This is a genomic window from Ilumatobacter nonamiensis YM16-303 (genome assembly GCF_000350145.1).
Classification (GTDB): Bacteria; Actinomycetota; Acidimicrobiia; order Acidimicrobiales; family Ilumatobacteraceae; genus Ilumatobacter_A; species Ilumatobacter_A nonamiensis.
In genome coordinates, this window is the sequence record NZ_BAOL01000029.1 from 1 (window position 1) to 13,605 (window position 13,605).

A 13,605-nucleotide genomic window follows, 5' to 3' on the forward strand; every position below is an offset into this window, starting at 1 on the left:
CCCCCCCCCCCGAAACGGGGTCGACTCGATGGTCATCTCGTTGACGGCGAAGGGGTTGACGACCGGTGAGGTCCCAGCGCATCTCGCGGAGACGTATGGCGCCGAGGTGAGTCGGGAGACGGTCTCGAAGATCACCGACCGGGTCCTCGACGATCTGGCCGAGTGGGCGAACCGGCCCCTCGACCGTGTGTTCCCGGTGATCTTCATCGACGCGATCGTGGTGAAGCTCCGCGACGGCCAAGTCGCCAATCGGGCCGTCGAGACCGCGATCGTTGTCACGGTTGACGGCAAACGCGACATCCTCGGACTCTGGTTCGGCACCTGGTGGCGAGGGCGCCAGTACTGATCGCAGGTGACCGAGATCAACCACCGCCCGGGCGCGACTGGTACGGGATGGCCGAGGACCTGCGACCGCTCCACACCGCCGTCAACGAAGCCGACGCTCATGTCCGTCTCGACGAGTTCCACGACGAATGGGCGGGCAATTTCCCGCGATCCACACCCTGTCCCGTACGGGATCGAAGGACGGTCGCCCGCCGGCGGAAGACCCCGATCGCGCCGGGCGCGAGACGGTCCCCGTCAGGCCGACTGGAGGACGTCTGCCTCGATCAGCTCGGACGACACCAGGTCGGCTGTCGCGAGTTCCGAGTGCGCCAGCGCCCGGAGTTGGTCTCCGCAGTGCTCGTCGTCGAGCTCCGTCACCATGTGGCGCAGCCCGTGGACGCCGCCGTGGAGCATCGACGGGGCGATCCGATTGGTCATCACCCGGTTGATCGACGGGTGAGCGGTCGGCTCACTGAGTTCGTCACCGGAAACCAGTTCCTCGGCGAGCTTCTCGCCGGGACGCATGCCGGTGATGTCGATGAGAATGTCCTTGCCCGGCTGGAGCCCGGCCAGGCGGATCATCCGCTCGGCGAGTTCGAGGATCACGACGGGCTCGCCCATGTCGAGCATGAAGACGTCCCCGCCGCGACCGGGCTTGCTGAGCGCCCCCGCCTGGAGGACGAGTTGCACGGCCTCCGGGATCGACATGAAGTAGCGCGTCATGCGCGGGTCGGTGACCGTCACCGGACCGCCGGCCTGAATCTGCTTCATGAACGTCGGAACGACGCTGCCGCGACTTCCGAGCACATTGCCGAAACGGACGGCGCAGTAGGCGGCGTGGTCGGGAGCGCGGGAGATCACGAGTTGCTCACCGATGCGCTTGGACGAGCCCATCACCGAGGAGGGGTACACAGCCTTGTCGGTGGAGATGAACACCAGCTGCTCGACCCCGACCGCCTCGGCGGCATCGAGCACGTTCTCCGTTCCGATCACGTTCGTCGCGGCGGCCTCGGTCGGATGCTTCTCGAGCAACGGCACATGCTTGTGCGCCGCGGCGTGGAACACCACCGACGGTCGGTGCTTCGCGAAGACCCGCCGCATCAGTTCGGCGTTGCGGACGTCGGCGAGACACTGCACCGCGAAGTCGCCGGAGATCTCGCTTGCGATGTCGAACAGGTGGGTCTCGTCGTGGTCCAGCAGCACCAACTTGCTCGGCTCGAAGGTGGCGATCTGTCGTGCCAGCTCCGACCCGATGGAACCGCCGGCTCCGGTGACCAGGACCGAGCGGCCACGCAACATCTCACACACGGCATCCAGATCGGTCGAGATCTGGTCACGGCCGAGAAGGTCCTCGATGCGCAGGTCACGGATGTCTCGCACCGACGCCTTGCCGGCCATCGTGGCCGACAGGCTCGGCACGATCTTCATGGGGATTCCAGCCTGCTCGGCTGCCGTCGCAGCTTCCTCGACGCTGGGGTGACCGGTACCGGAATCGGTGTACACCGCGAGGTTCGCGCCAGCGGCGGCGACGACCTCGGAGAGGTCACGGAGGCTGCCGACGATCTGGACGCCCATGAACGACTTACCGTGCATCGTGCTGTCTTCGTCGATCACGGCAACGGGGCGGAAGATGCCCTGCTCGTTGCGCTGCATGTCGGCGACGAGGCTGACGCCGGCTTCGCCGGCTCCGATGACGACCACGCGCATCCCACCGTCGGTTGCATGACGACGGAACGAGAACAGCCGACTCTGGAAGCGCACCAGGCCCATCAGCATCATCGTGAGGATCGATCCGGTGACCACCACGGAAACGGGGATGTCCCGAGTACCCCACTCGAGGGCGACCAGTACCGTCAGGATCGTCGCACCCGACATCACCAGTTGGCGGGCCTCGAACAGGCTCGCGTGCTTCCAGACCTGGCCGTACAGGCCCCAGGCGAAGTTGCTCAAGAGCACGACGGCGACGGCGATCGGTGCGAACTCCCAGAAGTTCGACCAGCGATCGGTGGGGACGGCGCCATCGAAACGCAGGAGGAGCATGGCGGCGAACGCGACGAGGGCGAGCGTTGCATCGAGGACGACCATGAGGATGTCGCTGCGCATCCGGACGGTCCGCCCGGCGACCCGGGCCCATGCCCGGACGATGCGATTGTGATCCTCTCGCACGAAGTTGTTGTATTCGATCACTCGCCCGCCACCTTCTCCGGTCCAGTTGCCGCCACAATGAGCGGTTTCCTGGCACTCTAGGCGAAATCAGGTCACCGTGCGAGAGAATTCGCCACTTTGGGCGATTTTATTTGACGGAGAGTATCGTCCGAACGGTCAGTGTGGTGGTTTGCGGGGTCAGTCGGCGGGCGGACCGAGCGATGTCAGAGCACCTCACCGGTGAAATCGTGTCCGCGCATCGCGTTGCGCGTGTCCAACACGACGCGCGCGTGTTCGGCGACCACCGCGGGATCGAATTCCTCGTGATCCACGAGCAGCACCACGGCGTCGGCTGATCGGAGTCGTTCCGGTGAGAACTCGACGAGCGGGAAGTCGAGGTCGTCGGAATTGACGGCCGGGATGTTCGGATCGCAGAACTCGACCACAGCACCGCTTGCCGCGAGCCGCTCGGCGACGTTCACGCTCGGGCTTTCGCGCCAGTCGCTCGTCCCGCGTTTGTAGGCCAGACCCAGGAGCAACACCTCGCTGCCCTTCAGGCTGCGCTCTCGGTCGTTGAGCAGCGAGGTCACGCGTTCGTGGACGTAGTCCGGCATGTGTTCGTTGATGTCGTTCGCCAGCTCGACGAAGCGGAACGTCCGCCCGAGGTGCTGCTTGACCCTCCAGGCGAGGTAGCTCGGGTCGATCGGCAGGCAATGTCCCCCGACCCCGGGTCCAGGCGTGAAGCGCATGTAACCGAACGGCTTGCTCGATGCGGCGTCGATCGTCCGCCAGATGTCGACACCGAGTTCATGTGCGTACATGGCCAGCTCGTTCACGAGTGCGATGTTCACGTGGCGGAACGTGTTCTCCAGCAGCTTCACCAGCTCGGCTTCGGCTGTTGACCCGACTGGTACGGTCTGATCGACGAGCGCCCCGAAGAAGGCGTCGACGACAGCCAGCGACGCCTCATCCACTCCGCTGGTGACCTTGGGGGTGTTGACCAACGTGTACGTGACGTTGCCCGGGTCGATTCGCTCCGGCGAGTAGCCGAGGTGGTACTCGCCGGCTGACAGGCCCGAACCGGCCTCCAGGAGTGGCGCCACGAGTTCGCTCGTGGTGCCGGGGTAGGTGGTGCTCTCGAGGATGACGCAGGATCCGTGCCGCATTCGTGGTCCGAGCTCGGCCGCAGCGGCCTCGATGTAGGTCAGGTCCGGCATCCCGTTCCTCAGCGGAGTCGGAACGCTGATCACCGCGACGTCGAAGTCGGCGAGATCGTTCGCCTGCGTGGACGGGAGATAGCCGGCCGCGAGTGCCGCGCGCAGCTCCTCGTCGGAGATGTCGCCGACGTAGCTGCTGCCCGCGCGCAGCGCGGCGATGCGGGTCTCCGACACGTCGTAGCCGACCACCGGGAAGCCGACCTCGACGGCGCGCATCGCCACGGGGAGTCCCACATACCCCTGCCCGATCACCACCACCTTGGCGGTGCGCTCGGCGAGCCGGTTCAGAATGTTGTCGTCGGTGCTGTCCGCCAGTGTCATGCGCCGAAGCGTAGAGCAATCAGCGCCGCCCCGGACCTCCGAAACCACCAAGTCGAACCCGTTCTGGGTTCGGGCACGTGCTCAGGTCGTCGCCAGCAGGAAGGCGAGCGTTCTGGCTTCGTCGCGCCAGGCGTCGTAGCGGCCGGTCGGGCCGCCGTGGCCGGCGCCCATCTCGGTGTGCATCACGGTCGGTCGGCCACTCGTGTTCACTTCTCGGAGGCGGGCCACCCACTTCGCCGGCTCGTGCACGCTGACCCTCGGGTCATGGAGCCCGGCCGTCACATAGACGGCCGGATAGTCCGCAGCAACGGTGTTGTCGTAGGGAGAGTAGGCGAGCATCGCCGACGCGAACGGCTCCGAACGTGGGTCTCCCCACTCCTCCCACTCCGTGACCGTCAACGGGAGCGTGGGATCGCTCATCGTGTTCACGATGTCGACGAACGGGACCTCGGCGACGACCGAGGCGAACAGCTCGGGACGCTGCGTCGTGCACGCGCCGACCAGCAATCCGCCGGCTGATCCGCCGCGGATCGCCAGGCGATCGGAGGCGACGACACCCGCGGTCACGAGATGCTCGGCCGACGCGATCATGTCGTCGAAGGTGTGCTGCTTGTGCTCGAGCTTGCCGTCGAGGTACCAGCGCCGCCCGAGTTCGCCGCCGCCACGAGGGTGGGCGAGCGCCCACACCGTCCCGCGGTCCAGCAACGAGAGCCGCGCCACCGAGAACCATGGCGGCATCGATGCTTCGTACGATCCGTAGCCGTACAGACATCCCGGAGCCGTGCCATCGAGTGGCGTGTCGACGTGGCGGACGATGTCCACGGGTACCGACGTGCCGTCGGCGGACGTGGCCCACATCCGACTCGCGACGTACGCATCGACATCGACGTTGGGCGTCGGAATCCGGCGGAGCAGCGTCCGCTCGCCCGTGACGAGGTCCTCGTCGTAGAGCGTCGTCGGCGTGGTCATCGACTGGGTCGAGAAGCGCAACGTCGTCGACGTCCACTCCGGGTTCGCCGACAGGTTCACGTCGTGTGGCTCGTTGTCGACGTCGAGCAAGCGCTCGGATCCGTCACGGAACAACAACCGCAGCCGCGGTTGTGCGTCGCTCCACTCGTACACCACCAGATGGTTCTGGAACGGCTCGACGCCGATGATCCGTCGTCCGGGCCGATGCGCGATGAGTTCCGTCCAGGAGGACGGGACCGTCCAGTCGTGATGGGACCACGCCGTGTGGACGCAGAAGTCCTCCGCGCCACCGTCGTTGGTGACCATGACCAGCCGGTCGCCCCAATCGTCGATCTGATACTCCACGCCGTCGGCACGGGGGCGGACCACGACTGCCTCGTCGAGCGGTGAGGCCGACGGGATCAGCCGCACCTCGGCGCTCGTCTTCGATCCGCAATGGATCAGGATCCATGCGTCGGATCGGGTCTCGCCGATCTCGACGAAGAATCGTTCGTCGTCCTCCTGGAAGACGAGCGTGTCGTCGCCGGCGGCGCGACCGATCTCGTGACGCCACACCTGGAACGGCCGTTCCTGATCATCCGCCCGCACGTAGAACAGCCAGCGACCGTCAGCGGACCAGGCGGTCCCGGCATTGGCCACATCCGCGACGTGGTCGTCGAGGTCCACGAATGTCCCGGAAACGGCACCAGCGGAATCGAAGTGTCGGATCCGCAGGTCGTAGCGCTCGTCGCCCGTGATGTCGGTCGACCAGGCGAACATCGTGTGATCGTGCGACGCGTCGAACGCGCCGAGGTCGAAGTAGTCGGTCGCGCCGACTCGGTCGGCTTCGACGTTCTCGTCGAGCAGCAACATCTCCGTCGCGGTCTCGAAGGTTCGCCCGCGGTGATGGCGGGGATAGTCCTCACCCTCGACGGTCGATCCCACGTACCACCAGCCACCGTTGAACACCGGTGTCGACTGATCGGTCTCCTGCACCCGACTCCGGATCTCGTCGAAGATGGCGTCGATGGTCGGGGTGTGTGGCTCGAACCACGACTCGGCGTACCGGTTCTCGGCCTCGAGGTAGTCGATCAACTCCGGGTCGTCGACATCGATCATCCACGCAAACGGGTCGTCCACGTCGCCGGTCGGGCGCTCCCAACGATGGGCCCGGCGGCGAGCACTCGGAGGCGAGATCGCGGGTGTGACGTGTGTCGGTGGTGGGGGAGTTCGTCGGCTCACGGTCGAGCCAATGTACGTGGTGGCCGCTACCGTCCCACGCTGAGATGCGAGTCTGGATCGATCAAGACCTGTGCACGGGGGACGGCATCTGCCTCGACCACTGCGCCGACGTCTTCGTCCAACTCGAGGACGGCATCGCCTACGTCGCCGAGGGCGGCCGCCCGCTCAACGACCCCGGTGGGTCGGGCAGTCTCGCCCTGGTCCCCGATCGTCATGTCGACAGCGTGATCCACGCTGCCGAGATGTGCCCGGGCGAGTGCATCTTCATCGAGATCGACCCCGCACCTGCTGCGGTCATCGAATCCGCCGATCAGCCCGCTGCCTGAACGAGCGTCCGGACCGCCAATACACTGGACGCATGCCGATGCGGACGGAGTGCAAGAACTTCGAGTCACGGTCGTACCCCAATGGCGACACGGTACGGAAGTGCAACCTCGACCTCGCGCCCGATGCGCCATGGCGTTGCCCGGACAACTGCTCGAGATTCGAGCGTCGACTGGCAGATGTCGCATGGACGCACGGGAGCCTCTCGGTGGGCGTGACCCCTCCGGAACCGAGCAGCCTCGACGACGGTTCCGCCGCGGCAGTGCTGGACGCGGCTGAGGACATCGTCAACGCGATCGGTGCCGACGTACGCGCCGAGGTCGAAGCGGAACGATCACGCAAACCGGGTTTCTTCGCGCGGATCTTCAAGCGCGGGCGCTGAGCCCGACTCGGTTCCCTCCGACCCCGAACGGCCGACGCGGTTCGCTCCGCGACGGTGACCGGTCGTACGCTCGGTGAATGAGCTGGACCGAGACCGACGGCGCCCTCCACCGTGACTTCGAGTTCGACGATTTCCGCGCCGCCTTCGCCTTCATGACGCGCGTGGCGTTCATCGCCGAGGACCTCGACCATCATCCGAACTGGTCGAACGTCTACAACACGGTGTCGATCGCGTTGACCTCCCACGACGCGGGAAACACGGTCACCGACCGCGACCGGACGATGTCCGAAGCGATCGATGCGCTCGTCGACTGACGTCGGCGGATCGACGACTCCGACCGTCCCGGAACGGAAGTTCCCCGGCTGGCGCGTGGTCGCCGGTTGTTTCAGCGTCCTGCTGATCAACTCCGGCCTGGCCTTCTACGGCCTCTCGGTCTACCTCAACGCGTTCAGCAAGGAACAGGACTGGCCGCTCGGCTCGATCTCGTTCGCCGTCACCATCTTCTTCGTGATCGGTGGCCTGTTCGGCCTCGTCGCGGCGCGGCTGATCGATCGATTCGACGTCCGGGCGGTGATCGTCGCCGGAGCGTTCATCGCCGGTGGATCGCTCGCGGTCGTCGGACAGGTGACGGCGCAGTGGCAGCTGTACGTGGCATATGCCGTGTTCGCCGTCGGCTACGCGCTGTGCGGTCTCGTCCCGACGACGACGGTGGTCACCCGCTGGTTCCACCAGAAGCGATCGGTCGCGCTGTCGGTCGCATCGACCGGGCTCTCGGTCGGCGGGATCGTGGTGACCCCCGTGGCCAAGCGGATGATCGACGACAACGGCCTGGCGGCGAGCACGCCGTGGCTCGGGTTGTTCTTCGTCGCTGCCACCATCCCGGTCACCCTCTTCCTGGTCCGCCCCGATCCGGTGGCCGACGGTTTCGCACCCGACGGCGAACGACTCGCGGCGGGCCAGAAGCCGCCGCCACCGACCGGCATCGTCTACGCCGACGCGGTGCAGACCCGCTTCTACCGCGCGGTCACGTACGGCTACGTGCTCGCACTCGGTTCGCAGGTCGGTGGCATCCAGCAGCTCGTGAAGCTCGTCGAGGATCGCACCGACGAGGCGACCGCACAGTTCGCGATCACCGCCCTCGCGGCGACCTCGGTGGTCGCACGTCTGATCGGGGGGCGGTTGGTGTCGGCGATTCCGATGATGCGTTTCACGGTGATCATCGCCGGCCTGCAGTCGGTCGCCCTGGTCGGGTTGGGATTGTCGCAGTCGACGGTCCTGATCTTCGTGTCGATCATCCTGTTCGGGACGACGATCGGCAACCTCCTGATGATGCAGCCGTTGCTCATCGCCGAGCGGTTCGGTGTGCTGGACTACCCACGGATCTTCGGTCGCTCCCAGGCGATCTCGATCGTCGGTGTTGCCGGTGGCCCGCTGCTGATCGGCTGGCTCTACGACGTCTTCGGGACGTACCAATGGCCGTATGTCGCCGCCGCGCTCGTGTGCGCCGTCGGGACCGCGGTGCTCTACGTGGCCGGGCCCGCCACCGTGCCCGATTTCGATCCGGCCGAAGTGCGCAGCATCTGACTACGGTCGGGTCGATGGCCGAATTCCATCGCAACGTGGCGAAAGTGATCGATGCGGGACGGGCGCTCGGCGTCGACGTCGTTCCCCGCAGCTACCCGCAGGGAGCGAAGACCGCGCGGGACGCTGCCGACGCGATCGGTGTCGAGGTCGGCCAGATCGTCAAGAGCTTGATCTTCGGCGTTGCCGGCGACGCGTCTGAGGGCGAACCCGAACTGGTTCTGGCGTATGTCAGCGGCTCGAACCAGTTGGACGAGAGCAAGCTCGCATCGGCCGCCGGCGGGCGCAAGTGCAGGCGCGTCGATGCGGACACCGTGCGTGCGGCAACGGGTTTCCCGATCGGTGGGGTGCCCCCGTTCGGCCACGACACCCCGCTGCAGATCTTCATCGATCCGGATCTGTTGCAGTACGACGAGGTGTGGGCGGCCGCGGGAACGTGGAACGACGTGTTCCCGATCGACCCCGCCCGCCTCGCCGAAGCCAGCGGCGGCACCGTCACCGACCTCCGCCGCACCTGAACGCCACTTCGTCGATCCCGCCAGCCGGCCGGTGCCGGTGAGCCAACCGCCACCGGTGCGTCACTTCGCTCACCGCGTCGGAGTGGGGATCGATGCCGGTGAGCGAACTGCCGCCGGAGTGTCGGTTCGCTCACTGCCGGATTCGAGGTGGCTCAGGGGCGGGCGCTGGCTCCGAAGGCGGACTCGTCGATGGCGATGAAGATCGCGGTGGAGCGGGTGAACACCGTGGAGTTACCGAGTGCGTCCAGCCCGGTGAGCTCGCCCGACATCAGCAGCTTGCGGCCATCCCGGCGGTCGAGGCGGACACGACATTCGAGCGGCTGATGGATCGGCACGCCCTGCTCGTAGCGGATCGTCAGCGTGCCGGTGAACCCGGGCTGGCCGAGGATCGTGAGGATGAACCCGTACACGTCGTCGAACAGAGCCGAGACGATGCCGCCGTGACTCCGCCCCGGTGCTCCCTCGTGCGCCGAGTCGAGCGTCAGATGTCCGACGACCTCGTCGCCGTCGCGCACGATGTGCACGTCGAGGCCGTACGGCGCGGCACGTCCGGAGATCGGCCGCTCGTCGAACGAGAACATCTCCTCGCCGTCGGCAGGTGCAGGACCCCAGTCACCCGACGGACGTTCGAGGCTGCGCACTCGCTGCTCGCCGGTTCGAACCGCCGCGGCCTGCGCGGTCAGGAGGCCGGCGAGCGCGTCGAGGTCGGTGGCCGACATGTGATGCCCGACGACGGCATGGCCGAGCGAACGGATGGCCTCGCCGACGCGGATGCGCGCCTCGGCCACGTCGGGCGGGAGTGGCGAGTTCACTCGGCGGGGTCGAGCGCTTCGTCCAACGCGCTCGACAGCGTGTTCCAGCCGAGCACGGCGCACTTGATCCGCACCGGGAACTTCACCACGCCTTGCAGTGCTTCGAGGTCTTCGAGGTCGACCTCGTCGTCGCCGGCTTGGAGGTCGACGTTCTCGATCCCCATGAGCGACTTGAACTTCCGCGACACGGCGCGCACGTCGCCGACACGCTTGCCGATCACGGCGTTGGTCATCATCGATGCCGACGACTGGGAGATCGAGCATCCCTGACCGCCGATCTTGATGTCGGTGACGATTGCGTCGTCGCCGTTCTCCGCGTCCTCGACCATCAGGTACACGCTGATCTCGTCGCCGCACAGCGGGTTGTGGCCATCGACCTTGGTCGCGGGAGGCGTGTCGAGTTCACCGCGGTTTCGGGGCGTGCGGTAGTGGTCGAGGATGATCTCGCGATAGAGGTCTTCCAGTCCTGACATCAAGTGGTTCCTGACTGATCGTGTCCGGGTTGAGGGTGACGCGGTCTCAGAGTCCGAAGATATCGGTCGCGCCCTCGAGGCCGTCGGCCAACGCGTCGATGTCGGCCTCGTCGTTGTAGAGGTACACGCTGGCGCGAGTGGTCGACTGCACGCCGAGCGTCTTCATCAACGGCTTCGCGCAGTGGTGCCCGGCGCGCACGCACACGTTGGTCTCGTCGAGTACCTGGCTCACGTCGTGCGGGTGCAGGTCCCGGAAGGCGAAGCTGAACACGCCGCCGCGAACCTCGACGTTGTCGGGGCCGTAGATCGTGATGTCGTCACCGAACCGCTCGTTCAGCGTGTCGAGTGCATAGCGGGTGAGCGCCATCTCGTGCTGGCGAACGTTGGCCATGCCGAGTTCCTCGAGGAACTCGACCGCCGCGGTGAGCCCCACCGCTTCGACGATCGGCGGGGTGCCGGCCTCGAACTTGGCGGGGACCGGAGCGGTGGTGAACCCCTCGAAGGTGACCGTGTCGATCATGTTCCCGCCACCGAGGAACGGGGGCATGGCGTCGAGGAGCTCCATCTTTCCCCACAGCATCCCGATCCCGGTCGGGCCGCACATCTTGTGGCTGGAGAACGCGACGAGGTCGGCGTCCCAGGCCTGGACATCGGTGACGTTGTGCGGGACGTACTGGCAGGCGTCGACGACGGCGAGCGCCCCGACGGCGTGAGCGGCGGAGCACAGCAGCTGTGTCGGCGGGAGCGTCCCGAGGACGTTGCTCATCGCGGTGAACGCGAGGACCTTCGCGCCGTCGAGCAGTTCGTCGAGGTTCGACAGATCGAGTTGCCCGTCGTCGGTCAGCCCGATCCAGCGGATCTCGATGCCACGTTCCTGGGCGAGCATCTGCCACGGAACGATGTTCGCGTGGTGCTCCATCTCGGTGAGCACCACCACGTCGCCAGCGGAGAGGTTCGTCCTGCCCCACGCCATCGCGACGAGGTTCAGCGCCTCGGACGCGTTCTTGGTGAAGATGACCTCGTCGGCCGACGGCGCGTTGATCAGCCGGGCGACGGCCTTGCGGCCGCCCTCGTAGGCGTCGGTCGCCTCGCCGGCGAGACGGTAGGAACTGCGGTTGATCGGCGCGTACGTGGTCTCCATGAACTCGGTCATCGCGTCGATGACCCGTCGTGGTTTCTGCGACGTGTTGCCCGAGTCGAGATAGACGACGCGTGCATCGTCGATCGTGCGCTCGGCGAGTAGTGGAAACTCCTTGCGGACGGCGTCGATGGAGAGCACGACTCCATTCTACGAGCCGAATCGCCGGCGCCCAGTCCGGTGGTGCACGCGACCCGACGTATCCTCGACTCCGATGGCCGACCGGGTGGAGCGACTGACGAACCTGTTGGCCGTGCTCCTCGAAACGCGCGTCGGGTTGTCGCTGAGCGACATCGCCGACTCGATGGACGGTCAGTACCCGGCGGACGAGAAGGCACGTCGCCAGGCGTTCGAGCGGGACAAGTCCGCACTGCGCGAGATCGGTGTCCCCATCGACACCGAGGTGCGCACCGGCGACCACCTCGCCGGTCAGACGCGCTATCGCATCGACCGCGCGAAGTACGAACTCGACGACCTCGACCTCGCGCCCGACGAGATGCGTGCGCTCCAGGTCGCGGTCGCGACCATGCGCACCGATTCGGACCTCGGACGCGAGGCCCTGCTCAAGCTCGGGGGACCCGCTGACGCGGTCGATCGACCTCCGGTGTCCGCGGTCCTGCCCGATCGACCGGAACTCCCGCTCGTTCGGTCCGCGGTCTCGACCCGCTCGGTTCTGGAGTTCGTGTACCGCGACGAACGTCGGACCGTCGAACCCTGGGGCGTGCTGCTCCGGGGTGGCTTCTGGTATCTGGTCGGACACGATCGACTGCGGTCGGCGAAGCGGACGTTCCGGATCGACCGGATCGACGGTGACATCGAGGTCGGAGAGCCGGGATCGTTCGAGCGACCGGCGAACTTCGATCCTCGCGCGGCGTTTCCGGCCGACCCGAAGCAGATCGGGCACGCCGTCGACGATGCCGTCGAGGCCACGGTCAGGATTGCGGCCGTGCGTGCTCCGGCGATCGAGCGCGAACTCGGGCACGACCGAATCGTGGCACGGCACACCGACGGCTCGATCGATGTCCGTGTGCCCGCCGACAACCTGGATGCGTTCCGTTCGTGGGTGCTCGGCCTCGTCGATCAGGCCGAAGTTCTCGGCCCGCCGGAGGTGCGGACCTTCATGATCGACTGGCTCCGCGGCGTGGCGGCTTCGGTCGACGGGAGGCGGCCGTGAACGCACCGAAGCGCGGACCCCGGAGCGCGCCCGACCGGTTGCGCCAACTGTTGGTGATGCTGCCGTGGTTGATGGAAGCGGGTGAGGTGCCGCTCGCCGACGTCGCAGACCGATACGGCATGACCGAGGCGCAGGTCACGAAGGATCTCGAACTCGTCGCGATGTGCGGGCTGCCGCCCTACGTCGACGAGATGATCGACGTGTTCGTCGACGACGGAATGGTGTTCGTCGGGGTCCCCCGGCTGTTCACCCGCCCGCTGCGCCTGACCGCTCCGGAAGGCTTTGCGCTGCTCGCGTCCGGTCGGGCGGCGATGGAACTTCCGGGAGCCGATCCCGAGGGTCCGCTCGCCCGTGGTCTCGACAAGCTCGCGCACGCGCTCGACCGTGCCGGACTCGATGCGGACGACCGCACCGCCGGCGTCGTGGTCGATCTCGAGCGTCCGGCGCTGACCGCCGAGATCATCGACGCAACAGCTGCGGGAATGGAGCTCACGATCGACTACTTCTCGCCGGCGCGCGGTGATCGTTCGAGCCGCACGATCATCCCTCGCCACGTCTTCGCCGATGGGGGCAACTGGTACCTCCTCGCTGACGACGATCGTTCGGGGGAGCGGCGAACGTTCCGGATCGACCGCATCGAATCGATGAATCCCACCGAGGTCCGACATCCGCCCGATCCCTCGGCCACGGCCCCGGACTCGTTCTTTGCCGATGCCGACCTCCCACGGGCCCGACTGCGCCTCGCCGCACCCGCTCACTGGATCGTGGAGCACTATCCGGTGGACTCGGTCGAACCGGTGACGGGTCGGGCCGCCACATCATCGCCGGGCGCGGTCGACGTGGTTCTCCCGGTCAGCAGTGACTGGTGGCTCGACCGCCTGCTCGTCCGTCTCGGGCCGAATGCCGAGGTGCTCGAACCCGCACACGGCGCCGACGGAGCGGTCCGTCTCGCCGCATCGATCCTCGCGAACTACGACTGAACCATCGGGTGTCAGACACCCGATGG

The 13,605-nt window shown here is 66.8% G+C and carries 13 protein-coding genes and 1 pseudogene; 8 read left to right on the forward strand and 6 right to left on the reverse strand.

Going from position 1 to position 13,605, the window contains the following annotated elements; translation table 11 throughout:
* A pseudogene (locus tag ON45_RS04040) lies at positions 1-343 on the forward strand (transposase); the annotation flags it as partial.
* Between the two features lie 236 nt (positions 344-579).
* On the opposite strand, the gene ON45_RS04045 reads toward ON45_RS04040, so the two are convergent.
* From ON45_RS04045 to ON45_RS04055, 3 genes are all read right to left on the reverse strand, one after another.
* Positions 580-2,511 carry a polysaccharide biosynthesis protein gene (locus tag ON45_RS04045; RefSeq protein ID WP_051062412.1) on the reverse strand — a complete coding sequence of 644 codons (1,932 nt, stop codon included), beginning with the start codon at positions 2,509-2,511 and terminating at the stop codon, positions 580-582.
* A 182-nt stretch (positions 2,512-2,693) separates the two neighbouring features.
* Positions 2,694-4,007 (reverse strand): nucleotide sugar dehydrogenase, encoded by a 1,314-nt coding sequence (locus ON45_RS04050; protein WP_051062413.1) that lies wholly within the window; start codon positions 4,005-4,007, stop codon positions 2,694-2,696.
* A gap of 81 nt (positions 4,008-4,088) precedes the next feature.
* On the reverse strand, positions 4,089-6,197 hold the full coding sequence (locus ON45_RS04055) for a S9 family peptidase (RefSeq protein ID WP_040492174.1): 2,109 nt from the start codon (positions 6,195-6,197) through the stop codon (positions 4,089-4,091).
* 44 nt (positions 6,198-6,241) lie between these two features.
* Between ON45_RS04055 and ON45_RS04060 the strand changes: the two genes are divergently transcribed.
* The 5 genes from ON45_RS04060 (at position 6,242) to ON45_RS04080 (ending at position 9,002) form a co-directional block, all read left to right on the forward strand.
* Entirely contained in the window at positions 6,242-6,523 is a 282-nt protein-coding gene (locus tag ON45_RS04060; protein WP_040492175.1) for a ferredoxin, read from the forward strand.
* Positions 6,524-6,555: 32 nt separating this feature from the next.
* Entirely contained in the window at positions 6,556-6,903 is a 348-nt protein-coding gene (locus ON45_RS04065) for a hypothetical protein (RefSeq protein ID WP_040492176.1), read from the forward strand.
* Positions 6,904-6,980: 77 nt separating this feature from the next.
* Positions 6,981-7,217: a 4a-hydroxytetrahydrobiopterin dehydratase gene (locus ON45_RS04070; RefSeq protein ID WP_040492177.1), complete on the forward strand. Its 237-nt coding sequence runs from the start codon at positions 6,981-6,983 to the stop codon at positions 7,215-7,217.
* Positions 7,201-8,487, forward strand: a complete 1,287-nt coding sequence (locus ON45_RS04075) for an MFS transporter (RefSeq protein ID WP_040492178.1) — start codon at positions 7,201-7,203, stop codon at positions 8,485-8,487. The genes ON45_RS04070 and ON45_RS04075 overlap by 17 nt, the downstream gene beginning before the upstream one ends.
* Before the next feature lie 14 nt (positions 8,488-8,501).
* Positions 8,502-9,002, forward strand: coding sequence for a YbaK/EbsC family protein (locus tag ON45_RS04080; protein WP_051062415.1), 501 nt, complete (start codon positions 8,502-8,504; stop codon positions 9,000-9,002).
* Positions 9,003-9,154: 152 nt separating this feature from the next.
* Here ON45_RS04080 and ON45_RS21005 read toward each other — a convergent pair whose 3' ends face one another.
* The 3 genes from ON45_RS21005 to ON45_RS04095 are packed head-to-tail and all read right to left on the reverse strand — an operon-like array spanning position 9,155 to position 11,566.
* Positions 9,155-9,814 (reverse strand): hotdog family protein, encoded by a 660-nt coding sequence (locus ON45_RS21005; RefSeq protein ID WP_051062416.1) that lies wholly within the window; start codon positions 9,812-9,814, stop codon positions 9,155-9,157.
* A complete protein-coding gene (gene sufU / locus ON45_RS04090) occupies positions 9,811-10,287 on the reverse strand; it encodes a Fe-S cluster assembly sulfur transfer protein SufU (RefSeq protein ID WP_040492179.1) in 477 nt (158 codons plus the stop codon). Before sufU ends, ON45_RS21005 begins: the two co-directional genes overlap by 4 nt.
* A gap of 46 nt (positions 10,288-10,333) precedes the next feature.
* Positions 10,334-11,566, reverse strand: a complete 1,233-nt coding sequence (locus tag ON45_RS04095) for a SufS family cysteine desulfurase (protein ID WP_040492180.1) — start codon at positions 11,564-11,566, stop codon at positions 10,334-10,336.
* Between the two features lie 73 nt (positions 11,567-11,639).
* Here ON45_RS04095 and ON45_RS04100 point away from each other — a divergent pair, with 73 nt between their 5' ends.
* Both ON45_RS04100 and ON45_RS04105 read left to right on the forward strand, forming a co-directional pair.
* Positions 11,640-12,599 carry a helix-turn-helix transcriptional regulator gene (locus ON45_RS04100; protein ID WP_051062417.1) on the forward strand — a complete coding sequence of 320 codons (960 nt, stop codon included), beginning with the start codon at positions 11,640-11,642 and terminating at the stop codon, positions 12,597-12,599.
* On the forward strand, positions 12,596-13,579 hold the full coding sequence (locus ON45_RS04105) for a helix-turn-helix transcriptional regulator (protein ID WP_040492181.1): 984 nt from the start codon (positions 12,596-12,598) through the stop codon (positions 13,577-13,579). Before ON45_RS04100 ends, ON45_RS04105 begins: the two co-directional genes overlap by 4 nt.
* The last annotated feature ends 26 nt before the right edge of the window (positions 13,580-13,605 follow it).

Excerpts from the sequence above, each read along its gene's own strand:
- ON45_RS04050 (WP_051062413.1), bottom strand. The coding sequence starts at position 4,007 with ATGACACTGGCGGACAGCACCGACGACAACATTCTGAACCGGCTCGCC.
- ON45_RS04060 (WP_040492175.1), top strand. The coding sequence starts at position 6,242 with ATGCGAGTCTGGATCGATCAAGACCTGTGCACGGGGGACGGCATCTGC.
- ON45_RS04065 (WP_040492176.1), top strand. The coding sequence starts at position 6,556 with ATGCCGATGCGGACGGAGTGCAAGAACTTCGAGTCACGGTCGTACCCC.
- ON45_RS04070 (WP_040492177.1), top strand. The coding sequence starts at position 6,981 with ATGAGCTGGACCGAGACCGACGGCGCCCTCCACCGTGACTTCGAGTTC.
- ON45_RS04075 (WP_040492178.1), top strand. The coding sequence starts at position 7,201 with ATGCGCTCGTCGACTGACGTCGGCGGATCGACGACTCCGACCGTCCCG.
- ON45_RS04080 (WP_051062415.1), top strand. The coding sequence starts at position 8,502 with ATGGCCGAATTCCATCGCAACGTGGCGAAAGTGATCGATGCGGGACGG.
- sufU (WP_040492179.1), bottom strand. The coding sequence starts at position 10,287 with ATGTCAGGACTGGAAGACCTCTATCGCGAGATCATCCTCGACCACTAC.
- ON45_RS04100 (WP_051062417.1), top strand. The coding sequence starts at position 11,640 with ATGGCCGACCGGGTGGAGCGACTGACGAACCTGTTGGCCGTGCTCCTC.